24 protein-coding genes are annotated in these 22297 nt (G+C 47.8%); 15 read left to right on the top strand and 9 right to left on the bottom strand.

Annotation, left to right across the window (positions count from 1 at the left end; all coding sequences use genetic code 11):
• Positions 1-14 precede the first annotated feature (14 nt).
• From ilvB to J3P40_RS15590, 15 genes are all read left to right on the top strand, one after another.
• On the top strand, positions 15-1754 hold the full coding sequence (gene ilvB, locus J3P40_RS15660; protein ID WP_256007197.1) for a biosynthetic-type acetolactate synthase large subunit: 1740 nt from the start codon (positions 15-17) through the stop codon (positions 1752-1754).
• 9 nt (positions 1755-1763) lie between these two features.
• Positions 1764-2381, top strand: coding sequence for an acetolactate synthase small subunit (gene ilvN, locus J3P40_RS15655; protein ID WP_256007196.1), 618 nt, complete (start codon positions 1764-1766; stop codon positions 2379-2381).
• Complete coding sequence (locus J3P40_RS15650) at positions 2381-2854, top strand: DinB family protein (protein WP_256007195.1); 474 nt, start codon at positions 2381-2383, stop codon at positions 2852-2854. Before ilvN ends, J3P40_RS15650 begins: the two co-directional genes overlap by 1 nt.
• Positions 2855-2886: 32 nt before the next feature.
• Complete coding sequence (gene ilvC / locus J3P40_RS15645; protein ID WP_256007193.1) at positions 2887-4368, top strand: ketol-acid reductoisomerase; 1482 nt, start codon at positions 2887-2889, stop codon at positions 4366-4368.
• Positions 4369-4403: 35 nt separating this feature from the next.
• Positions 4404-5810, top strand: coding sequence for a 3-isopropylmalate dehydratase large subunit (gene leuC / locus J3P40_RS15640; RefSeq protein ID WP_256007192.1), 1407 nt, complete (start codon positions 4404-4406; stop codon positions 5808-5810).
• Positions 5811-5816: 6 nt separating this feature from the next.
• Entirely contained in the window at positions 5817-6410 is a 594-nt protein-coding gene (leuD, locus tag J3P40_RS15635; RefSeq protein ID WP_256007191.1) for a 3-isopropylmalate dehydratase small subunit, read from the top strand.
• Positions 6407-7885, top strand: coding sequence for an ATP-binding cassette domain-containing protein (locus J3P40_RS15630; RefSeq protein ID WP_256007190.1), 1479 nt, complete (start codon positions 6407-6409; stop codon positions 7883-7885). The genes leuD and J3P40_RS15630 overlap by 4 nt, the downstream gene beginning before the upstream one ends.
• Before the next feature lie 10 nt (positions 7886-7895).
• Positions 7896-8987: a 3-isopropylmalate dehydrogenase gene (gene leuB / locus J3P40_RS15625; protein ID WP_256007189.1), complete on the top strand. Its 1092-nt coding sequence runs from the start codon at positions 7896-7898 to the stop codon at positions 8985-8987.
• A gap of 9 nt (positions 8988-8996) precedes the next feature.
• The gene (locus J3P40_RS15620) at positions 8997-10169 is read left to right on the top strand and encodes a 2-isopropylmalate synthase (RefSeq protein WP_256007188.1); all 1173 of its coding nucleotides are present in this window, start codon (positions 8997-8999) and stop codon (positions 10167-10169) included.
• An 11-nt stretch (positions 10170-10180) separates the two neighbouring features.
• The gene (ilvA, locus tag J3P40_RS15615; protein WP_256007187.1) at positions 10181-11428 is read left to right on the top strand and encodes a threonine ammonia-lyase IlvA; all 1248 of its coding nucleotides are present in this window, start codon (positions 10181-10183) and stop codon (positions 11426-11428) included.
• 70 nt (positions 11429-11498) lie between these two features.
• Entirely contained in the window at positions 11499-11912 is a 414-nt protein-coding gene (locus J3P40_RS15610; protein ID WP_256007186.1) for a hypothetical protein, read from the top strand.
• A gap of 166 nt (positions 11913-12078) precedes the next feature.
• Positions 12079-12321, top strand: coding sequence for a helix-turn-helix domain-containing protein (locus J3P40_RS15605; RefSeq protein ID WP_256007185.1), 243 nt, complete (start codon positions 12079-12081; stop codon positions 12319-12321).
• 17 nt (positions 12322-12338) lie between these two features.
• Entirely contained in the window at positions 12339-13634 is a 1296-nt protein-coding gene (locus tag J3P40_RS15600) for a glycosyltransferase family protein (RefSeq protein WP_256007184.1), read from the top strand.
• Between the two features lie 156 nt (positions 13635-13790).
• The gene (locus tag J3P40_RS15595; protein ID WP_256007183.1) at positions 13791-14183 is read left to right on the top strand and encodes a hypothetical protein; all 393 of its coding nucleotides are present in this window, start codon (positions 13791-13793) and stop codon (positions 14181-14183) included.
• A 56-nt stretch (positions 14184-14239) separates the two neighbouring features.
• On the top strand, positions 14240-15406 hold the full coding sequence (locus tag J3P40_RS15590) for a DUF4934 domain-containing protein (protein WP_256007182.1): 1167 nt from the start codon (positions 14240-14242) through the stop codon (positions 15404-15406).
• A 1-nt stretch (position 15407) separates the two neighbouring features.
• Here J3P40_RS15590 and J3P40_RS15585 read toward each other — a convergent pair whose 3' ends face one another.
• The 9 genes from J3P40_RS15585 to J3P40_RS15545 are packed head-to-tail and all read right to left on the bottom strand — an operon-like array spanning position 15408 to position 22268.
• Entirely contained in the window at positions 15408-16403 is a 996-nt protein-coding gene (locus tag J3P40_RS15585; protein WP_256007181.1) for an ABC transporter ATP-binding protein, read from the bottom strand.
• Positions 16404-16432: 29 nt separating this feature from the next.
• Positions 16433-17248 carry an outer membrane beta-barrel protein gene (locus J3P40_RS15580; protein WP_256007180.1) on the bottom strand — a complete coding sequence of 272 codons (816 nt, stop codon included), beginning with the start codon at positions 17246-17248 and terminating at the stop codon, positions 16433-16435.
• 22 nt (positions 17249-17270) lie between these two features.
• A complete protein-coding gene (locus J3P40_RS15575) occupies positions 17271-17981 on the bottom strand; it encodes a hypothetical protein (RefSeq protein WP_256007179.1) in 711 nt (236 codons plus the stop codon).
• On the bottom strand, positions 17971-18537 hold the full coding sequence (locus J3P40_RS15570; RefSeq protein WP_256007178.1) for an RNA polymerase sigma factor: 567 nt from the start codon (positions 18535-18537) through the stop codon (positions 17971-17973). Before J3P40_RS15570 ends, J3P40_RS15575 begins: the two co-directional genes overlap by 11 nt.
• Before the next feature lie 55 nt (positions 18538-18592).
• Entirely contained in the window at positions 18593-19138 is a 546-nt protein-coding gene (locus tag J3P40_RS15565) for a CopD family protein (protein ID WP_256007177.1), read from the bottom strand.
• A gap of 8 nt (positions 19139-19146) precedes the next feature.
• Positions 19147-20169: a uroporphyrinogen decarboxylase gene (hemE, locus tag J3P40_RS15560; RefSeq protein ID WP_256007176.1), complete on the bottom strand. Its 1023-nt coding sequence runs from the start codon at positions 20167-20169 to the stop codon at positions 19147-19149.
• An 11-nt stretch (positions 20170-20180) separates the two neighbouring features.
• Entirely contained in the window at positions 20181-20696 is a 516-nt protein-coding gene (locus tag J3P40_RS15555; RefSeq protein WP_256007175.1) for a tetratricopeptide repeat protein, read from the bottom strand.
• On the bottom strand, positions 20696-21400 hold the full coding sequence (locus J3P40_RS15550; protein WP_256007174.1) for a response regulator transcription factor: 705 nt from the start codon (positions 21398-21400) through the stop codon (positions 20696-20698). The genes J3P40_RS15555 and J3P40_RS15550 overlap by 1 nt, the downstream gene beginning before the upstream one ends.
• Before the next feature lies 1 nt (position 21401).
• Positions 21402-22268, bottom strand: coding sequence for a sensor histidine kinase (locus J3P40_RS15545; RefSeq protein WP_256007173.1), 867 nt, complete (start codon positions 22266-22268; stop codon positions 21402-21404).
• Positions 22269-22297: the final 29 nt, after the last annotated feature.

Here is a 22297-nt window from a genome sequence, read left to right as displayed (position 1 = left end):
TAAACTACAATATAATGGAAACAGCACAAGCAGAAGCGAGTACGCTTACAGAACCTAAGAAAACAAAAACTGTTTCGGGCTCTGTAGCGCTTTTGGAAGGTCTTATTGCCGAGGGCACAGATACCATTTTCGGGTATCCGGGCGGGGCAATTATGCCGATCTATGATGCGATTTACGACTATAATGATAAGCTGAAGCATATCCTGGTGCGCCACGAGCAAGGCGGTATACACGCCGGTCAGGGATACGCCCGTACATCTGGAAAAGTGGGTGTAGTGTTCGCTACAAGCGGTCCGGGTGCAACCAACCTGGTTACCGGTCTGGCCGACGCACAGATAGACAGCACACCGCTGGTGTGTATTACCGGACAGGTGTTTGCACACCTGCTGGGTACGGATGCTTTTCAGGAAACGGATGTGATCAATATTACCACGCCGGTAACTAAGTGGAACTACCAGGTTACCGATGCTACGGAGATTCCTGCGGTTCTGGCGAAGGCTTTTTATATAGCAAGAAGCGGCAGACCAGGCCCGGTATTGATTGACATTACCAAAAACGCGCAGCTGCAGTTGTTTGAATATGAAGGCTATACACCTTGCAACCATATCCGCAGCTACCGTCCGAAGCCTCTTGTCCGTAAAGAATATATTGAACAGGCTGCTGCCTTGATCAACTCGGCTAAAAAACCTTTTGTGTTATGGGGACAAGGTGTTTTGCTGGGCAGTGCAGAGCAGGAGTTTAAAGCTTTCATCGAAAAGAGCGGCATACCGGCGGCCTGGACCATTATGGGTGCGGGAGCGATTCCTTCAGATCATGATCTGAATGTGGGCATGCTGGGCATGCACGGCAACTATGGTCCGAACGTTCAGACGAACGCCTGCGATGTACTTATTGCGATCGGAATGCGCTTTGACGACCGGGTAACGGGTCGCCTGGACAAATATGCAAAACAGGCTAAGGTGATCCATCTGGATATTGACCCTGCCGAGATTGATAAAAACGTGAAAGCAGATGTACCGGTTTGGGGCGACTGCAAGGAGACGCTTCCTATGCTGACCGAACTGGTTGAACAGCGCAGTCACGCAGCGTGGCTGGCAGAGTTCAGGGCTTTTGATGAGCAGGAGCACGAAGCCGTAATACAGAACGAGCTAAACCCGCAGACTGGTGAAATGACCATGGGCGAGGTATTAAATAAGCTGAACGAGTTGACCAAAGGTGAGGCGGTTATCGTAACCGATGTTGGTCAGCACCAAATGGTGGCCTGCCGCTACGCGCAGTTTAACCAAACGCGCAGCAACATAACCAGCGGCGGTTTGGGCACCATGGGCTTTGGTTTGCCTGCTGCCATTGGCGCTAAGTTTGGAACGCCCGAGCGCACGGTGGTGGCTATTATAGGCGATGGTGGTTTCCAGATGACCTGCCAGGAACTGGGCACGATTATGCAGAGTGAGGTGGACGTGAAGATCCTGATCCTGAACAACAGGTTCCTGGGCATGGTTCGCCAATGGCAGCAGTTGTTCCACGACAAGCGTTATTCGTTTGTAGACATTACCAGTCCAGATTTCGTAAAACTGGCTGATGCTTATTATATTGCTGGTAAAAAGGTAGATGAGCGTGCCGACCTGACGGCTGCACTGGAGGAAATGCTGAACCATAAAGGTTCGTATTTGCTGGAGGTGATGGTGGCCAAGGAGAACAACGTGTTCCCTATGGTGCCACAGGGCAGCAGTGTAAGTGAAATCAGACTTAAATAATTGAAGATCATGAGCAATTCAAACGATACCGCAGCGAGCGGAAAACAGGAATTTACCATCACGGTATACACGGAAAACCGTATCGGCATACTGAACCGTATTGCCATCATCTTTTCAAGAAGAAAGATCAATATTGAGAGCCTAAACACCTCGCCATCGGAGATTGAGCATATCCACCGCTTTAATATCCTGATCCACGAAACGGAAGAAGTGGTACGCAAATTATCGCGTCAGATTGAAAAGCAGGTGGAGGTTCTTAAGGTATATTACAACACCAATGAGGACATCATCTGGCAGGAGCTGGCGCTGTATAAGGTGCCTACAGAAACGATCGTAGAGAAAGTGCTTGTAGAACGCCTGCTGCGTGAAAACGGCGCCCGTGCGGTAGTGATCCGCAAAGATTATACGGTGTTTGAAACGACTGGACACCGCGAAGAGACGGATAAACTGATTGAGGTATTGCAGCCGTACGGACTGATTGAATTTGTAAGAAGCGCCAGGGTGGCCATTATTAAAGACAGTGAAGGCTTTAACCGGAAGCTGCGCGAATTTGAGCGCATGGAACCGGGAGAAGACGTGGTAGAAAACGAGTATCTTGATAAGCCGAAGAACGTATTTAGCATGTAATGATGGAAACGCTGATCAACGTCATCAAAACAACCCGTGAGAACTTCATCCGCCTGGTGGAGTCGCTTTCGCCCGAGCAGCTGAACCATGTACCTGAGGGTTTTAACAACAACATCATCTGGAACTTTGCGCACATCATTTCTGCGCAGCAACTGCTCTGCTACCGCTTGTCGGGCCTGGAACCCAGGGTGGATATGGAAACGATACTAGCTTACCGCAAGGGCACAAAGCCGGATAAGGTGGTGGACCAGGAAGAGATCAATCGCTTTGTGGCACTTTGCCGCAGCACCGTAGACGATCTCGTCACAGATCTTTCCAGCGGGGTATTTATAAGCTACCAGCAATATACTACAGAATTTGGCTTTGAACTGAACAGCGTACATGAGGCGGTTCAGTTCTTTGCCGTTCATGACTCGATGCACCTCGGCTATGCCATGGCGCTTAGAAAAGCAGTGTTAAACAACAACAATTAAACGAACCTTAATAAATCAAAAAACAATAAAAGATGTCAAACTATTTCAATACGCTCCCGCTCAGAGAACAACTTAACCAATTAGGTGTCTGCGAATTCATGGACAACAGTGAATTTGCTGACGGCATAAATGCATTAAAAGGTAAGAAACTGGTGATCGTTGGTTGCGGCGCACAAGGGCTGAACCAGGGGTTAAACCTGAGAGACAGCGGATTAGATATTTCATATGCTTTAAGAAAAGAGGCTATTGAAGGGAAACGTGATTCCTGGAAAAATGCGACTGAAAATAATTTTACCGTTGGTACCTATGAGGAGCTGATCCCTACGGCCGACCTGGTGGTTAACCTGACGCCCGACAAGCAGCATACTGCTGTGGTTAACGCCGTAATGCCTTTAATGAAACAAGGTTCTACCCTGCTCTATTCGCACGGCTTTAACATCGTTGAGGAAGGCATGCAGATCCGTAAGGATATTACCGTAATTATGGTTGCTCCTAAGTGTCCGGGTAGTGAAGTACGTGCAGAATACTGCAGGGGCTTCGGTGTACCTACACTGATCGCGGTACACCCGGAGAATGATCCGGAAGGAAAGGGACTGGCGCAGGCTAAGGCGTATTGCGTGGGTACAGGCGGTCACAGGGCCGGCGTATTGAGGTCATCTTTCGTTGCAGAAGTAAAATCGGACCTGATGGGCGAGCAGACCATCCTTTGCGGATTGCTGCAAACAGGTTCTATCCTGTCGTTCGACAAAATGGTGGAGAAAGGCATCGATGCCGGTTATGCGTCTAAACTGGTTCAGTATGGCGTTGAGGTGATTACTGAGGCCTTGAAGCATGGTGGTGTATCAGGTATGATGGACAGGCTGAGCAATCAGGCTAAGATCAAAGCGTTTGAGGTTTCTGAGGAACTGAAAGACATCATGCGTCCGCTTTTCCAGAAGCATCAGGACGACATCATGAGCGGCGAGTTTAGTCGCACCATGATGGAAGACTGGGCAAACGGCGATAAAAACCTGCTGGCATGGCGTGCGGAAACCGGCGAAACAGCCTTTGAAAAAACACCTGCCGGTGATGTAAAGATTGGCGAGCAGGAGTATTTTGACAACTATCTGCTGATGGTTGCTTTCGTGAGAGCTGGTGTTGAACTTGCTTTTGAAACGATGGTACAGGCAGGTATCAAACCAGAGTCGGCCTACTATGAGTCGCTCCACGAAACACCGCTTATCGCAAACACCATTGCCCGTAAGAAACTATTTGAAATGAACAGGGTGATTTCCGATACAGCTGAGTATGGCTGTTACCTGTTTGATCAGGCTTGTAAGCCTTTGCTGGCCGATTTTATGAAGAGTGTAGATACCGACCTGGTTGGTAAAAACTACAATGAAGGAAAAGATGGATCTGTTGACAACAGGACGCTGGTAGAGATCAATGAAAAGCTGCGTTCGCATCAGGTGGAAATTGTGGGTGCACGCTTGAGAAAGGCGATGACTGCCATGAAATCCATTAAAACGGCTTAAGCAGAAATAGCAAACGCAAACAATAAGGAATAAAGATGTCAAAAACATTAGTAGAAAAAATTTGGGATGCGCACGTGGTTAAGAGTGAACCCGGCTTTCCCGATATTTTATACATCGACACACATTTGATTCATGAGGTGACTTCTCCGCAGGCTTTTGATGGCTTGCGGAAAAGAGGCCTCCCGGTATTCAGACCGAAGCAGACCGTAGCTACGGCAGATCATAATGTGCCTACGATAAACCAGCTGGAGCCGATCCGCGAGGAGTTGTCGCGCTACCAGGTGGATATGCTCACGAAGAACTGTGCGGAATTCGGTATCGATCTGTACGGTTTGGGCCACCCTTTTCAGGGGATCGTTCACGTGATAGGACCTGAACTCGGCATCACGCTTCCGGGTAAGACCATGGTGTGCGGCGACAGCCATACTTCTACCCATGGTGCCTTCGGGGCTATTGCTTTCGGGATCGGTACTTCTCAGGTGGAGCAGGTTTTTGCTACGCAGTGTTTGCTGCAGCAGAAGCCGAAGACGATGAAGATTGAGGTGAACGGTACGCTGGGCAAGGGTGTAACGGCAAAGGATATTATCCTGTACATCATTTCCAAGATTTCAGCTGCCGGCGGTACGGGCTATTTTATTGAGTATGCGGGTTCGGCCATTGAATCGCTGAGCATGGAGGGTCGGATGACGATCTGTAACATGAGCATTGAAATGGGTGCCCGGGGCGGATTGATTGCGCCCGACCAGACGACTTTTGACTATATCAAAGGACGTGAGTTTGCTCCTGCCGGTGAACAGTGGGATAAAGCGCTTGCGTACTGGAAGACGTTGTACAGCGATGCTGACGCTCGTTTTGACAGCGTGCTTACCTTCCAGGCAGAGGATATTGCGCCGATGATTACTTACGGTACCAACCCGGGTATGGGTATGGGCATCCGCGAGAGTATTCCGGCGACACGCTTACAGCCTGATACCGAGCAGTTGTCGTACCAGAAAGCTTTGAACTATATGGGCTTTCAGGAAGAGGCTTCGTTAATTGGTAAGCCTGTCGACTATGTATTTATAGGAAGCTGCACCAACTCGCGTATTGAAGACCTGCGTGAGGTAGCTGAGTTTGTACGCGGTAAACAGCGTGCGGAAAACGTAACGGTATGGATTGTTCCGGGTTCTAAACAAGTGGAGCAGCAGGCGAAGAACGAAGGTCTGGATAAGATCTTTGAAGCTGCCGGGTTCCAGTTGCGCGAACCAGGCTGCAGTGCTTGTCTGGGTATGAATGAAGATAAGATCCCGGCAGGTAAATACTGTGTGTCGACCTCTAACCGGAACTTTGAAGGACGCCAGGGACCGGATGCGCGGACGCTGCTGGTAAGTCCGCTTACTGCTGCAGCTGCTGCTGTAACAGGCAGAATTACGGATGTTAGGGAATTTTTAACGGAGGCTTAGATTGATATGAAAAAATTTGAACGATTGATATCGCCCGTAGTGCCTTTGAGCATTGAAAATATTGATACCGATCAGATTATTCCGGCGAGGTTTCTGAAAGCGACTACCCGTGAGGGATTCGGACAGAACCTGTTCCGCGACTGGAGGTATAACGCTGATAATACACCGAAGCCTGACTTTGTGCTGAATGATCCGCAGTACAGCGGAAGAATACTGGTGGCCGGAAAGAATTTCGGTTGCGGCAGTAGTCGCGAACACGCTGCCTGGGCCATACAGGATGCTGGTTTTGACGTGGTGATCAGCAGCTTTTTTGCCGATATCTTTAAGGGTAACGCGCTGAATAACGGCTTACTGCCTATCCAGGTAAGTGATGAGTTCCTGGCCGCGATCTTTACTGCGGTGAGCAAGAACCATGATGCGCAACTGGATGTGAACCTGGAGGCTCAGACGGTGACGATTGTTGACACCGGGGAGCAGACTGGCTTTGAGATCAATGCCTATAAAAAATCTTGTCTCATTAATGGTTATGACGACATTGATTTTATACTGGCGCAAAAGGATCTGATTGAAAGTTTTGAGAAAAACAGGGTATTAGCGTGACAGAGCCTTTCGTCCATATCAACCATTTGAACCTGAGACACGGCCGAAAACCGGTGTTTCGGGATTTGACCTGGACGATACGGCGGGGCGAGCACTGGCTGGTACGCGGCGCTAGCGGAAGCGGAAAGACTTCTTTGGCGAAAGCTATTGCGGGTCTCCTTCCCTTCACCGGTTCGGTGGAACGGCATTATGACGACACCTCTGCGCTGCCTGCCAAAGCTTACTATGTGGCCAACTGGTACCAGTTTAAAGACCTGGAAGGACAGTCTAATTTTTATTACCAGCAGCGGTATAACCGCCAGGCAACAGAAACAACTTCAACCATTCAGGTTGAGTTGGAAAATTTCGCGGCCTTACATCAGCTGAAACTGAGCGATGCAGACCCGATTTTGCGGGCGCTGAACTATGAGGCGCTGAGGGGGTCGACCTTGATCCAGCTTTCGAGCGGTGAGCATAAGAAACTGCAGCTGATTAAGGCCCTTTGGCTTAAGCCTCAGTTGCTGGTGCTTGACCAGCCGTATAACGGGCTGGACAAGCAGTCAAGGCGCAACCTGAATGCTTTGCTTGACGATGTGGCGGCAAAGGGTACGCAACTGGTCCTATTTGGTAACGATCTGGAATGGCCTTCCTGCATCAATCGCTTTGCGGAGATTGACGGGGGGACCATCGCGGAGATTTCTGAGCACGAGGTCCGGGAATCTGCCGGGCAGGTGAACCATGATATTGGTCGGCTTCCAGACTTCCTCCGGGTGTCACCCAGTGAAACGACCCCTGAGTTCATGATTAAAATGACCGGGGTTAATATTTCCTATGGGGATAAACAGGTGCTGAAAGACATCAGCTGGGAGGTGAAAGCCGGCGAAAAGTGGCTGTTGCAGGGCCCGAACGGTTCAGGGAAGTCGACTTTGCTGAGCCTGATTTGCGGCGACCACCCGCAGGCTTATGCCAACAACCTGTATCTTTTTGGGCATAAGCGTGGTAGCGGTGAGAGTATATGGGACATTAAGCAGCGCATCGGGCTGATATCCCCTGAACTGCATTGGTATTTTGATGGATCGTCTACCTTGGGGCAGAGCGTGGTTTCGGGCTTTTATGACAGTTCAGGCCTGTTTTGCACACCCGGTACGAGCAAGCTTGCGCAGGCCGAAGAGCTGATGCGCTTTTTCGGCATACTGGAACACAAGCATACCCTGCTGGCCGAGCTGCCCTTGGGAACACAGCGTTTGGCGCTGCTGGCCCGGACGGTGATCAAAAATCCGGAACTGCTGATTTTGGACGAGCCTTGTCAGGGTCTTGACAGTCAGCAAACGGCTTATTTTAATAAACTGGTCGACGCCCTGTGCGATCATGGCACCACATTAATTTATGTAGGCCATTTTGAGTCGCACTTACCCGCCTGCATAGAAAAACGAATTGTATTGGAAAACGGAGCAGTAAAATCCGTTGGAAACTTATTGGCACCTGTGGGTGCATAAATGAAGATATATGAAGAAGAACATTTTAGTAATACCTGGTGACGGAATTGGTCCGGAAGTAACCACCTGGGGAAAGGCTATTCTGGAACAAATAGCTGCTGATTTCGGTCACGAATTCAGCTTTGACGAGGCCCTGATGGGTCACGCCGCCATTGAAGCAACCGGCAATCCGCTGCCCGACGAAACGCTTGAGAAGGCTAAGCAGAGCGATGCCATTTTATTTGGCGCTGTTGGCCATGCGATGTACGATAATGATCCTTCGCTGAAGGTGCGCCCGGAGCAGGGCTTGCTTAAGATCCGAAAGGAGCTTGGCTTGTACGCCAACCTACGCCCTATCCTGCTGTTCGACGAGCTGCTGAACGCTTCGAGCATTAAACCAGCGATCCTGAAAGGAACAGACATCCTGTTTTTCCGGGAGCTGACGGGCGATGTGTACTTCGGGGAAAAGACAAGGTCGGAAGACCGCAACACGGCGTCTGACCTGATGATCTATCACCGCTATGAGGTGGAGCGTATTGCACGCAAGGCTTTTGAAGCTGCCATGCAGCGCAGTAAGCGTTTGTGCTCGGTAGATAAAGCAAATGTTTTGGAAAGCTCGCGCCTATGGCGGGAAACAGTTCAGGCTATTGCCAAAGAATATCCGGAGGTGGAAACTGAACATATGTTTATCGATAACGCCGCAATGCAGCTCATCAAAGACCCTAAACGTTTTGATGTGGTGCTTACCGCCAATCTATTTGGTGATATCCTGACCGACGAGGCTTCGCAGATTGCAGGTTCGATGGGTATGCTGGCCTCTGCCTCTGTAGGCGATGGCACCGGATTCTTCGAGCCTATCCATGGTTCGGCACACGATATCGCTGGAAAGAACCTGGCCAATCCACTGGCCTCTATCCTGTCGGTAGCCCTGATGCTGGAAATTGGATTTGGTATGAAAGAGGAAGCTAAGGTGGTGATCGCGGCGGTTGACCGTGTGTTGAAAGAAGGCTACCGTACCAATGATATTGCCGATGGCGCAACGAGCCCTTACCATGTGCTTGGCACTGCGGAGATGGGAAAACTTGTATTGAAATTTGTTACACAAAATGCTTACAGCAACTAAACCTTAAGAATGATGTTACACGATCCGAATAGAGTTTATGTTTTTGACACCACCCTTCGCGATGGTGAGCAAGTACCTGGCTGCCAGTTGGCCACGCCTGAAAAGATTGAAATTGCCAGGGAGCTTGAGGCACTGGGCGTAGATGTTATTGAAGCGGGCTTCCCGATATCGAGTCCGGGCGACTTCCAGAGCGTGGTTGAACTGTCGAAAGCGGTTTCTGAACCGATCATCTGTGCGCTTACCCGCGCCAACAAGGGTGATATTGATTCGGCAGTTGCTGCACTGAAGTATGCTAAGCGCCCGCGTATACATACGGGTATAGGTTCTTCGGACATGCACATCAAATACAAGTTTAACAGTACGCGCGAGCAGATCCTGGAGCGTGGCGTGGAGGCGGTTAAGTATGCCAAGCAGTTTGTGGAGGATATTGAATTCTATGCAGAGGATGCTGGTCGCGCCGACAATGTATTCCTTGCACAGATGATCGAGGCGGTGATTGCTGCCGGTGCTACGGTGGTTAACATTCCGGATACGAATGGCTATTGCTTACCGGAACTGTACGGTTCTAAGATCCGCTTCCTGAAAGAAAATGTGAAGAACATTGATCAGGCGATTATCTCGGTGCATTGCCACAACGACCTTGGTTTGGCTACGGCCAACAGCCTATCTGGCATTATTAACGGTGCACGCCAGGTGGAATGTACCATAAACGGTATTGGCGAGCGCGCCGGGAATACGGCTTTGGAGGAAGTGACGATGATTTTGAAGACGCATCATGACCTCGGACTGCATACCAACATCAATAGCAAACACTTTAGAAGGATTAGCGACATGGTGAGCAGTATGATGCGCATGCCGGTACAGCCTAACAAGGCTATTGTAGGGCAGAATGCCTTTGCGCATAGCTCTGGCATCCATCAGGATGGCTTTTTAAAGCACCGTGAGAATTACGAGATCATTAAACCGGAAGATGTGGGTGTAGGCTCTGCGGATATTGTGCTGACCGCGCGCAGCGGTCGCCATGCCTTAAAGCATCATTTGGAGCGTTTGGGCTATGAGCTCGACCGTCCGGCTTTGGATAAAGTGTATGAGCGTTTCCTGGTGTTGGCCGACGCAAAGGGTCAGATCAACGATGAAGACGTGCATTCACTGGCTGCAACCCTGGAGAAAAGCCAGGCTTAGCGATGCAACATATGAATATAGAAACAACAGAACTGGATTTTGAACGGGCTGCCCTGCGGCTGAAAGGAACCGTACGGCGGACTCCCCTGGAGTACAATGCGGTGCTTTCGGAACGGTACGGTGCAGAGATATACCTGAAGCGGGAGGACCTGCAGGTGGTGCGTTCGTACAAACTCCGGGGCGCTTATAACATGATCAGCAGTCTGCAACCCGCAGAAATGACCCAGGGTGTGGTTTGTGCGAGTGCAGGCAATCACGCACAGGGCGTGGCTTATTCGTGCAAGAAACTGAACATTAAGGGCGTGATCTTTATGCCGGAGATTACGCCTAAGCAAAAGGTGAGGCAAACGGAGATGTTTGGCGGCGATCTTATTGAGATTGTGCTGGTGGGTGATACATTTGACGACTGTTTGCGCGAGGCGTTGCTGTATACGGAAAAGCATGGGATGACCTTTATCCCTCCTTTCGATAATCCGAAAATTATGGAGGGACAGGGTACGGTTGGCGTAGAGATCTATGAAGACCTGCCTGATCTGGACGTCATTGTGATGCCAGTGGGCGGCGGCGGCCTGGCTTCAGGCGTGGGCAGTTATATAAAGGGTGTGAAGCCTGACGTTAAACTGATTGGCGTGGAGCCGGAAGGGGCGCCTTCCATGAAGCTTGCACTGGAAAGCGGTGCCCCGGTATTGCTCGACGATATTGATCGCTTTGTTGACGGTGCGGCGGTAAAACGTGTGGGTAATCTGACTTTTTCGTACTGCGCGCAGTTGCTCGACCAGATGTTGCTTGTGCCGGAAGGCCGTGTATGCACAACGATTTTAAAGCTGTACAACGAGGATGCCATAGTGGTAGAGCCGGCAGGTGCGCTTGCTGTGGCTTCGCTGGACTATATTAAGGACGACATCAAGGGAAAAACGGTCGTATGTATTGTAAGCGGCGGAAACAACGATATTGAGCGTATGCAGGAGATCAAGGAGAAGTCGCTCCTCTTTGAGGGATTGAAACATTATTTTATTGTGCGCTTTCCGCAAAGACCAGGTGCACTGAAACTCTTTGTAAATAATGTGTTAGGTCCGCATGACGATATCACCCGGTTTGAGTTCATCAAAAAAACAAATCGTGAGAATGGTCCTGCCCTGGTAGGCATTGAATTGGCCAACAGGGCCGATTATGTGTCGCTCGTAGAAAGAATGAAGGCGTTCAAGTTTGAGATCATAGAAGTGAACAACGATCAGACTTTGTTTGAATATCTGGTTTAAGCTTTTTGGCTTAACCAGATATTTAACTATTGGCAGCAGATTTGCTTTAACATTAAAAAACACGCAAATCATGAGAAATCTAATTCTACTCCTCCTCTGTACCACCACGCTGGGCCTGGTGTCGTGCAAAAAAGACACCATCATTCAAGAGACGTCTAACAGAACAATTATATTTAATATACAGCCTGATCAGTGGGTGCAATCTCCAGATGCAGGAACCTATACGGCCACGATTGACGTTCCGGAAATTGATCAGCTAAATGTTGATATAGAGGGAGTATTGGTTTACCTTGATCACCCTGTAAATAAAAGCAGCTATATCCAGCTTCCGTACACTTACGAAGGTATTGCATACAGCTATGAGCATTATGAAGGCGGTATAAAAATTGACATACAGCGCTCAGTGTACAGTGAAGACCCTCTGAAGCCCAATGTTGCGATCCGCATGAAAGTGGTACTGATTCCTTCGAGAGACGTGACCTAAACTCATTTGCATTTCTAAGAAAGAGCCTGGTATTAAATATCAGGCTCTTTTTTTTGCTTAATAAAAAAAGTTGTATAACGCAGATTTTCTGCGGTATAGATACTTAACTTTATACAACCAGTATAAACCTTTATTGTTAACAGCTCAAAAACTTAATCATTTCCCTATGCCTAAGTATTATTTTGATCGCCTCGACTATTTAAATGAACTTATCCGAAAGCGCAACACCGGATCGCCGGAACAATTGGCGAAAAAACTCAGCGTGAGCGAACGGACGGTGTTCGAGTACGTGGATATTTTGCGGTCGCTCGGCGCCGATGTGAGGTACTCGCGGACAAGACGCTCTTATTATTATTGCCGGGATGGCACTTTCGATTTTCAGTTTAAGCACCTTGAACAGGTAAGCTAATCTTTTTTTTTTAATGTATGACAAAAACGCTGAAGGCTGTGCTTGCACTGGCAGTAGCTGCTGTGCTTGTATATATTCCTGTTTTCTCGCATCAGTTCCAGCTGGCCTGGGACGACCAATGGGTGGTGATTAACCTGTACACGGCGGGTGGCTTTACCATGGAAAATCTGGAGGCGATATTCACTGATTTTTACGAGGGTCAGTATGCTCCGCTAAACCAGCTTTCTTACACAGCTTTGTATGCCTTGTTTGGTTATGATCCCTTCTGGTTTCATACCTTTGGCGTTCTGCTGCACGTAGCCAATGCGGTGCTTACTTATTTCTTTATGCTGAGATTGCTTGGCAAAGCGGAGAGTTTTGAGCGCGCTTCTGTGCAACGCATAGCCATGATCACGGCATTACTGATGGCGGTGCACCCCTTCCTGGTGGAGTCGGTCGCCTGGATATCTGCGTCTAAGATATTAATCTACAGTTTCTTCTACCTGGCTGCCCTCCATGCCTATTTAAGTTATCTTGAAAACAGAAAGGTGGCGTTTTACCTTCTTACGCTTTTTCTTTTCGTTTGCTCCTTTGGTGGCAAAGAGCAGGCCGTTACTTTGCCTGTATGCCTGCTGCTGGTAGATTATACGTTGAAACGTGACCTGAAGTCGCGCAGTGTATGGTTAGAAAAGATTCCCTTCTTTGTGCTGTCACTGATCTTTGGATACATCACGCTGCTGTCGCAGGGGGCCGATAAAGTGGGCCTGCTCTCGGATGCACCTAAATATCCTTTTTATCAGAATATAATATTTGCCTCTTACTCCATCACGGAATACCTGGTGAAATGTTTGTTCCCGGTGAACCTGAGTTATCTGTATATGTTTCCAAATGCCATGGGCGAGAACGTACCTCTCAGGTTTTGGCTCTATCCGGCGATGCTGCTGATCATTGTGGTGTCTTTTCTGGATTTCTGGAAGAAACGCTGGGTGTTCTTTGGGATTGTGTTCTTTATTATTCACCTGGGTGTGGCCTTGCACATTATCCCAATTTCGAGGTTTGCGATTGTGGCCGACCGCTATGTGTACATGGCATCGATCGGTGTATTTTTTCTCATTGCCTACTTCCTGGATAAGGCTTTACAATATAAAAAGTATAACCGTCTTGCTTTGTCGGGCTTTGTAGTTTACCTGATCGTTCTGGGGGCTTACGGTCATCAGCATAGTAAAATATGGCACGACAGCACGATGCTCAAGAAGGAATTAAAAGATCTGCTGAAGCAGCGGAATGATTTTCAAAAACATCAGGCTGCTCCTGGCAATCCGGCAACAAAATGACACAAACCAATACCTATATGACGTATCACTTGTGTATGGCGCCGACCGTAAACGGCAGGCGCTTTAAGCTTCAGCACTGGTGACCCCGACAGGGGTCTGACATATGTTGCTTTGAAACCATCCTAATACTTAATCATTCACATTAAAAAACAAACAATGAAAAAATTATTAAAAATCACAGGCGTGTTAGCCGTTGTATTAACACTTGTTTTTAATCTGCAATACGCAGCGTTTGACTACGATGTAACCACTTCGCCAAGCAAGGCTGTTGCGGCATGGACCGATGGAAACGGAACTAAATATTGTGGCAGTTACCCGGAAACCTGGAGAAGGACTGGTACGTGGACATTTGTAAATGACGACTTCTATGCTAGCTACGGCTGGTATGGCTATGATGACGGATTTTACTATTTCACTGCTAGTAACTCCGGGACGATGTGCGGGCAGATCGTCACTTACGACCGCAGACCAGGACCGTCTTATCCGGCAGATCCATGGGCCGGGCATGATGTAACCAATATCCTGGGTTCTTATCACTACGACTACTAGCATTCCCTAACCGATCTGCCATCCGTGTAGGATGGCAGGTTTTATCCAGATATTTCATGAGACATTGCCTGTTACTGTTATTTATTGCGCTGCTCGCAGCCAGCTGTAATCAAAATAAGGAAGCCAAGACCGTTGAGCCCCCCACTGCATTGGGCGAGAAGATCAGGCTGAACCCTAATGACACGCCCACGGTGTATATTGAAGATATTGCCGCTGAAATGTACCGGGTTAAACTGAAAACTGATTCAGGCTTCTCCATTAAGCATATATCGAATCTCTTTGTGACTGACAGCGCGATTATTGTGGCCGACCGCCTGCAAAGCATGGTGCTTATTTTTGATGAGAAAGGCAGGCCGGCAACCAGGATCCATAACCTGCACGAACGCAATGACAATTATACGAATATCGCTGATGTAGCATTTGACAGTGAGAATGGGCTTATTGAAATATTGGATCTTGATCTTAAAAAGATTTTCCGGTACAGAACCAGCGGGCTGCCGTTTGACACGCTTACTATTGTGGGCATTAAAGACTTCGGACTGACCTTCGCCAAGAGCGGCGATTTTTATGTAAGCGAAATGCTTAATAACAACAATAATAAGTATATGCGACGGATCAGCCTATATCATCGCAGCGGCAATATGCTTACCCCTCAGGCCAAGGAGATGTTTTACTGGCCCATACAGAAGAACCTGGACCTGACCTTTCCTCATCAGTTCGAGAACTACGGTAATGATGTCTACTATTTTCCTTTGCTTGATCGCAATATTTACAGCCTGTCGGGAAAAGGCATTAAGCCGGCATACACGGTTGAGCTGCCTGAAAGCATAAAACCGAACATAGACATAAAAACTGAAGCAACACCTAAAGACCATTTCGCGTACTGGAACAGGATGGAATCTTCTAATCTGATGTATGATAACAACAGTTTGTTTATTAACGACGATTGGGTGACCTTCCGTTACAGCTTTGGCTCGAGGCGTACACCGAGAAATGTATTTTACCATAAGAAGAGCGGAAAGGTGATGCAGACGGGTGCTTATAAAACGAAATCGGACAGCAGCTTCCTTTCCAAGGGAAGGGTATTAGCGCGGATGGGTGAATACTTCGTGATGCCGGTACCGATGAAGCCTCCGGGTAAAAAACCGGTATCGGAGATTAAAGACATTCCTGCCCTTCGGAACTTTGAGTTGCTGTATGTGAAGCTGAAGGAACCGGCTTAGATTAATGTATTGCGAGCGTCTTGCTGATCTCCGCCTGGACATAATCGTGTCTTCGATGTTCGCCGCGGTTAAGTTGGATAGCCCTGATGTGTACACCGTTGCGGTATAGCAAAAGCTCCTCATAAAATCCTTTGTAGTAAACGTCCTTTACTTCATATTTCCGGCTGTTCCAACTGCTTCCAAGATGTACCCACTCTGGATAGAATACCAGGTGTCCTCCGACTGGTTCGAGCTGAAGTTGTCTGGCCTCACTGGCATTAAGCACATTGGCATTGCCCAGTATCCGTGCGGTATATACATGTTCAGGATGGTTATAAAGGTATGATGGCTCGCCCTTCTGAAGCAATTGTCCGTCTTTTACGATTAAGAGCTCGTCGGCCAGAAACAGGCCGTCGGCCGGATCATGAGATACCATGATGACGGTGACGCCCGTTTCGCGTGCAATGCGTTTGATGTCTGCCCTCAACTGGTTTTTGAGCAAGGCGTCTACCTGGCTAAAGGGTTCATCGAGCAATAGCACAGCGGTATCGCTGATCAGCGCCTTAGCGATAGCTACGCGCTGCTGCTCGCCGCCGCTCAACTGCGTGATCTTTTTGTCTTTCAGGTGAGAGATACGCAGATGTTCCATCATTTGGATGGTCTTCTCGTGCTTTGATTTAATATCGGTGTTAGACAGCATAGACGATATGTTGTCGTACACCTTGGCGTAGATGTTCAGGGAGAAATCCTGGGTAACCATCTTCATTTCTTTATGCCCCGGGATAAGTTGCTCATCGGGTCCTAAAACGCGCTTTCCCCGGAAAAGTACCTCGCCCTCATCCACTTTAACGGCACCATAAATGGCTTTTAAAAGGGTTGATTTCCCGCTGCCGCTTTCGCCTATAATGGCTACAATACTTCCTGCGTTTACAGAAAAATTGATATGACGAATACCTGCCGGAAGCTCTGGCAGGTATTGTTTACTAAGATTTCTGACCTGAATGATTTCTTCTTGCACAGGTCAAAGATAAAAGAAATTGCGGCTTTCTAGTTCAGTCCGAGCGTGATACCGAAAGACATGTTTTTCAGCCCTTTCTGCGCATCGGTGGCAAACATATCGTTGAAATAGAACTTGGTGAAGAAACCTATACCTGCATAACCGAACCTGGCGGTAGCTCCGTATCGTAGTGCCTGAAAATTATAGTCGTCTTTGAACTTCTGCTTACCGCGCTCGTCGCTCTTTTGTTTAACCTTACCGTTGAGCAGGAAGCTGACCTCGGGGCCTGCAATGAAGTAGAAGCGATTACCTTTGCTGTTTTCAGATGTTCTTAGCTCGAAGTTGAGCGGAATGTGTACATAGCTGCTGGAAAAACGGTTCTTGGAGAATTGGATATCTTCCTCTACGTAGGTTAATTCCCCCTGATCTGGCTGTATGGTAATGTCTTTGTTCAACCGTATATGCGTCCAATCGAAACCTCCGGCAACGTAGATCTTAAAGTTCTGGTTAAACCGGTAGCCCATTTGTACAACGTCGAAAGAGAAGGTACTGGTTTTTCCACCGCGGTAATCCAGGAACTCGTTTTCGGGAGAAAGTGTAAAGCTACCGTTGTCGATCAACCGGCTGTATCCGAGATCGATCCGGGTGAAGGTAAGCCCGCCTACGAATCTGCCCTTGCTGGCTTTGGTCCGTCTTGTGCTATCGCTGCTCTCGGTATCACGAATTCCGAGTGTTACGCTGTATTCCTTACGGTCGCGCCACTTGGACTTTTCCTTGGCGGTGGAATCTTGCTGTCCGGCAGCGGTTGATGCAATGGCACCGGTAAGCCCGCTTACCATGAGTGCTGTCAATATCAGGTTTTTCATTTTTGTGTGTGTTTATAATGTCTTATCTGTCAGATCTTCTGTTGAATTTTATGATACCGATGTTCAAAGAAACCAATGAGGAGTTGTCATCTTCATCTGTTCGAAACTCAATGATCTTTCTTTCCCGCTTGTCAACCTTGCCAACCACATAGTTGATCACATCTCCTGCGTTGCGTATGCCTTTCCTCTCCCCGTCCGATTCAGCTGTCGTAGCCTGAGCCAGGGCTTCCGGCGAGATTCCGGCATCAGCCATCATAACTTCATCTGGCGTGGCAACCGCAGGTTCTGTCGGCTTTATCTCAATTATTTTATCTTTCTTAACATCATGACGCTCAGTTACCGGATCAGGTTGCATGGCTACAAAACTTTCCCGCAATTCATCCTCAGATACTCTGGGTGCAATAACCAGCGGTGTGCTTTGATAAGCAGGTTTTCTCTCGCTCGCCGTTTTAACGGGCATAGCTGGAGCTGTTGGCTCTTCCTTCAAAACCTCAACCGGGGTTTCGACAGCAAGTGGTCTTTGCAACTGTAGCTTCTCGGTATTGGGCGACAATAATGCTACGGCACCTATAATAGTGACTACGGCGGCTGCTACCCAGTATGCCACCGGGGCATTTCTCTTTTTCGGTCCGTCCAAATTCTCCTGTATTTTATCCCAAAGCTGAACCGGCGGCTTTATTTCTGCCTGATCGAGCTTAATTTTGAATAGCTCATCGAACTCTTTATCCTGCATATGTTGCATAATTAATACCCTCCAATTTGATAATTTCCTGTTTCAGAATAGACCTTGCCCTGGAAAGCTGTGATTTGCTTGCCCCTTCTGATATTCCCAGCGACTCGGAGATCTCTTTATGAGAGTATCCTTCAATAGCATACATGTTGAATACCATCCTGTAGCCGTCGGCCAGCTTCTGGATCACTTTCATCAGGTCCTGCATCCCGAGGTTGTTAAGGTTAATATTTCCTGACGGCTGTTCAGTTGTCTCTTCGATAGACACGATGTGCATGGAGCGTTTGTTCTTCCTGTAGTGCTCAATCGCAGTGTTCACCATTATGCGGCGTATCCAGCCCTCGAAAGCACCGTCCGACCTGTATTCGCCGATCTTTTGAAATATCTTTATAAAACCGTTCTGAAGAATATCTTCGGCCTCCATCGCGTCCCTGGCATAGCGCATACATACAGCAAGCATCTTGGCCGACATCTGCCTGTATAAGGCCTCCTGCACCCTGCGGTTACCCGCCCTGCAGCCGTTAAGAAGTTCCTCTGTGGTATATTGCGTCAATTTCATGTTATATGGTGGTAAGACGCACGCGCTCGCAGAAACGTTGCACGCTATTCGAAAATTAATTTCCGTGTTTGTTCCGATAGTGTTTGTACCACTTTACTGCGGCCATAATGATGATGGCAAACAGTAATAGCCCAATAAGTCCGTATATCCAGTTGACCGCACTTTTTAACACAACGGTGAAGACGATGGCCACGAGCAGTATGGTAGCTACCTCATTCCACATACGAAGCTGAAATGCGCTGTATTTAAAAATACCAGTCTGCAGTTGCTTCATGATGCGCTGGCATGTGAAATGATACAAGATGAGTAACAGTACAAAACCGAGCTTTACATGAAGCCAGGGCATTTGCAAAAGTGCCGGGTTCACGACTAACATGCCGATGCCTGCCAGCAAAGTAAGCACCATGGCTGGTACGGTGATGATATACCACAGTTTATGTTCCATACGTCCGTAAGCTTGCTGTAATATGCTGCGCTCAGTATCAGAAAGTTCGTTTGCCTCGGTATGGTAGATAAAAAGCCGGACACTATAAAACAAGCCAGCCATCCAGCTTACCACGAAAGTGATATGGACGGCTAGTATGTAGTAATAGGCCTGCATAATGGGAATTAGTATCTGAATTCTTTTACGACTTCGATAGCGTACTTTACGTGATCAAACGGAATATCGGGCATGATTCCATGGCCCAGATTGAAGATGAATCCGTTTTGCCCGCGCATGCGTTCAAACAGTTGCAGGATATGTTTTTTAATAACCGGCTTATCGGCATATAGAATGTGCGGGTCGAGGTTGCCCTGCACGGCAATACCGTTTGGAAGGCTGTTTTTTATGTTCAGCAAATCTGCGTTCCAGTCGACCGACACCACATCTGGATTGGCCTCTGCCATAATCGGAGCAAAGACGGAGCTGCCTTTACAGAATGAGATGACAGGAATATCCTTACGGTTTAAATTGGCTATGATCTCTTTGATATACCGATGGGAAAATTCTTGGTAGTCATTCCAGGACAATGCCAGCGCCCAGCTATCGAATATTTGTACTGCATTGACACCGGCTTCAATCTGCAGATTCAGGTAGTCTGCTGTCACACGCGCAATTTTTGCCAGCAATCGATGGGCAAGTTCAGGTTCATTATGGATAAGCAGTTTGGTAGTTTTGAAGTCCTTTGACGAACCTCCTTCTACCAGATAACTCATTACGGTGAATGGCGCACCCGCAAAGCCGATCAAAGGAATGCTGCCGTTCAGGCGTTGTTGAATAACTTTAATGGCGTCGGCAACGTATTGTAAGCGGTCGAGCACGTCAACTTCGAGTGCGTCCACATCTGCTGCAGTGCGAACCGGATTTGCGAATTTAGGACCGATGCCCTGGGTGAAACTCAAATCGCCACCCATTGCTTCTCCGGTGACCAGGATATCCGAAAATAGAATCGCTGCATCGATACCCAACAAGTCTACCGGTAACATCGTTACATCGGCAGCAATTTCAGGTGTCTTACACATTTCCAGGAAGGAATACTTGTTTTTGATCTCCCAATATTCAGGCATGAAACGGCCAGCCTGGCGCATCATCCATACCGGTGGACGTTCTGTTTGCTTTGAAAATGCTGCATCTAAAAATAAGGTATTCATCTGTGTTGTTATTATAAGCGATTTAATTCTCGTTCCAATTTATCTATTAGTTCTTTTGCCTTAGGTGTACTCACCATCTCCCTGGCCTTGGCCAGATATGCTCTGGTTTTATCTCTGTCTAGCTTGCGCAGGGAAAGGTTGGCCAGATGGATCAGGACGAAGGCTTTATCATTTCTTCCCCCCATGGGAAAACGGCTGGCTACCTGGAAATGATACTCCGCGTCGTCGTAAAGTTCTTTCTTTAAGGCAATATTACCACGCATAAATTCGTAATATCCCCTCCTGCTTTTGGCCAAACGGTCAGGATTAGGTACTTCATCCAGCAACCTGGCAGCACGCTCATAGTCACCATTCTGATAAAATCGTGCAGCCATTACTACGGAACTGTGTTTGAAGTGACTCCAGATCACATAACACAAGAACAGTCCGGCCAGCGCGGCAAGCTGCATCTGCTCCATAAAAAAACATACCACAGCGACACTGATCAGAAGTGCCATTATGGCATACCTGCCTGTATTATTGTACATTAATGCGTATCGGTAAATTTATAACCTACACCCCTGATCGAATGGAAGTATACCGGATTTTTTTGATCCGGCTCGAAGTACTTTCTGAAGGTAAGAATGAAGTTGTCGATAGTGCGCGTTGATGGGTAAACATCATAATTCCAGACCGTTTCCAAGATCTGTTCGCGGGAAACAGCCTCGTTTTTGCGCTCGATGAGCAGTTTCAGCAGCATGGTTTCCTTCTTGGTAAGGGGAACGATGGTACCGTCATCATGTTTAAGCTCAAAAGAATTAAAATATATGGTCTTATCACCTATTTTATAAGAATTCAGCTCTTTCAGGTCGTCTGCTTTCATACTGCGTTTCACCAGAATACCTACCCGCAAGATCAGCTCCTCCAGGTTAAACGGCTTAACAAGATAGTCGTCCGCACCCTTTTTCAAACCCATTACGCGGTCTTCACTGGTATTTTTAGCGGTAAGAAACAGGATTGGAACCTCTGTATTCTCCAGGCGGATCGTTTCGCAGACCTGAAAACCATCCATTTCCGGAAGCATGACGTCCAGAACGATCAGATTGAACCGCTCCTCTTTGAAAACTTTTAAAGCAGTTTTACCATCTTTTACAGCATGGACCTTGTACCCCTCCAGTTCGAGATTGAGCTTTATGGCATCCAGTAAGTGGTCTTCATCCTCGACCAGCAGTATTCTTAATTTCTGTGACATATCAATTAAATATAATTTCAAAAATGGCACCCTGCGGCGTATTGTCCTTTACGCTAATGTCGGCACCGTGGTTCTGTAAAACTTCTTTAACAATAAACAGGCCCAAACCTGTACCCTTAGATTTTCTGACATTTTCGTCACCAACGCGGTAAAATTTGTCGAAAATCAGCATCTTTTCTGCGTCAGGTACGCCCGGCCCCCTGTCAGACACACTCATAAACGGATGTCCGTCTCTCATTGTTAATTCTACCCCAACCTCCGCACAAGGCCCTGAATATTTAACTGCATTCTCTACCAGATTAGTGACGACGGAAGCCAGGGCAAACTGGTCTCCGACTAACTTGACTCCGGGTTTTATTTTCTGTTTAATAACCTGCTCGCATCCACAGGAATGAATCTGTAAACGGTCGGTGATTTTTGTAACCAATTCCGAAAAATCGAACTCTTCTTTAGGAAAAGAATAGGATCGGTTCTCAATCTTGGTGGCTAGTAACATGTTTTCAACAAGGTCGTCCAACCGCTCAATATCTTTCAATGAATTATTGAGCAGGGAAACTTGCCTGGGCCGGTCTAAATCGCGTTTAATAATTGTTTGCAGGGACAGCTTGATCGCCGCCAGCGGCGATTTAAGCTCATGCGTGACCGACAAAAGAAAATTCTGCTGCTGTTCCCTCAGGCGATCCTCTTTTTTGATGGCACGATGAAGAAAATAAGCGCCCACACAAAGCAGGAACAGGAAAACCGAGCCTTCGCCCATCACCATAGCCATCCTCGACCGCTCAAGCCGCACTACCATCGCACCCCAGGAAATCAGTTGTACAAGGGAATAGAGCAGCAAAAGATAGAAGATGATAATAGATTTCTTCAAAGCAGGGTAATTTCCGTATAAATATATAT

The sequence above is a fragment of the Pedobacter deserti genome (assembly GCF_024436415.1).
Lineage (GTDB): Bacteria > Bacteroidota > Bacteroidia > Sphingobacteriales > Sphingobacteriaceae > Pedobacter > Pedobacter faecalis.
Note: the sequence above shows the minus strand (reverse complement) of the source record. Positions and strands in the feature narration are given on the sequence as shown.

Bases quoted from the DNA above. Each gene is read 5' to 3' on its own strand.
- J3P40_RS15555 (WP_256007175.1), bottom strand. From the start codon at position 20,696: ATGTACAATAATACAGGCAGGTATGCCATAATGGCACTTCTGATCAGT.
- leuC (WP_256007192.1), top strand. From the start codon at position 4,404: ATGTCAAAAACATTAGTAGAAAAAATTTGGGATGCGCACGTGGTTAAG.
- J3P40_RS15565 (WP_256007177.1), bottom strand. From the start codon at position 19,138: ATGCAGGCCTATTACTACATACTAGCCGTCCATATCACTTTCGTGGTA.
- J3P40_RS15570 (WP_256007178.1), bottom strand. From the start codon at position 18,537: ATGAAATTGACGCAATATACCACAGAGGAACTTCTTAACGGCTGCAGG.
- J3P40_RS15580 (WP_256007180.1), bottom strand. From the start codon at position 17,248: ATGAAAAACCTGATATTGACAGCACTCATGGTAAGCGGGCTTACCGGT.
- ilvN (WP_256007196.1), top strand. From the start codon at position 1,764: ATGAGCAATTCAAACGATACCGCAGCGAGCGGAAAACAGGAATTTACC.
- ilvA (WP_256007187.1), top strand. From the start codon at position 10,181: ATGAATATAGAAACAACAGAACTGGATTTTGAACGGGCTGCCCTGCGG.
- J3P40_RS15620 (WP_256007188.1), top strand. From the start codon at position 8,997: ATGATGTTACACGATCCGAATAGAGTTTATGTTTTTGACACCACCCTT.
- J3P40_RS15550 (WP_256007174.1), bottom strand. From the start codon at position 21,400: ATGTCACAGAAATTAAGAATACTGCTGGTCGAGGATGAAGACCACTTA.
- J3P40_RS15575 (WP_256007179.1), bottom strand. From the start codon at position 17,981: ATGCAGGATAAAGAGTTCGATGAGCTATTCAAAATTAAGCTCGATCAG.
- J3P40_RS15600 (WP_256007184.1), top strand. From the start codon at position 12,339: ATGACAAAAACGCTGAAGGCTGTGCTTGCACTGGCAGTAGCTGCTGTG.
- leuB (WP_256007189.1), top strand. From the start codon at position 7,896: ATGAAGAAGAACATTTTAGTAATACCTGGTGACGGAATTGGTCCGGAA.
- ilvB (WP_256007197.1), top strand. From the start codon at position 15: ATGGAAACAGCACAAGCAGAAGCGAGTACGCTTACAGAACCTAAGAAA.
- leuD (WP_256007191.1), top strand. From the start codon at position 5,817: ATGAAAAAATTTGAACGATTGATATCGCCCGTAGTGCCTTTGAGCATT.
- hemE (WP_256007176.1), bottom strand. From the start codon at position 20,169: ATGAATACCTTATTTTTAGATGCAGCATTTTCAAAGCAAACAGAACGT.
- J3P40_RS15605 (WP_256007185.1), top strand. From the start codon at position 12,079: ATGCCTAAGTATTATTTTGATCGCCTCGACTATTTAAATGAACTTATC.
- J3P40_RS15610 (WP_256007186.1), top strand. From the start codon at position 11,499: ATGAGAAATCTAATTCTACTCCTCCTCTGTACCACCACGCTGGGCCTG.
- J3P40_RS15650 (WP_256007195.1), top strand. From the start codon at position 2,381: ATGATGGAAACGCTGATCAACGTCATCAAAACAACCCGTGAGAACTTC.
- ilvC (WP_256007193.1), top strand. From the start codon at position 2,887: ATGTCAAACTATTTCAATACGCTCCCGCTCAGAGAACAACTTAACCAA.
- J3P40_RS15595 (WP_256007183.1), top strand. From the start codon at position 13,791: ATGAAAAAATTATTAAAAATCACAGGCGTGTTAGCCGTTGTATTAACA.
- J3P40_RS15590 (WP_256007182.1), top strand. From the start codon at position 14,240: ATGAGACATTGCCTGTTACTGTTATTTATTGCGCTGCTCGCAGCCAGC.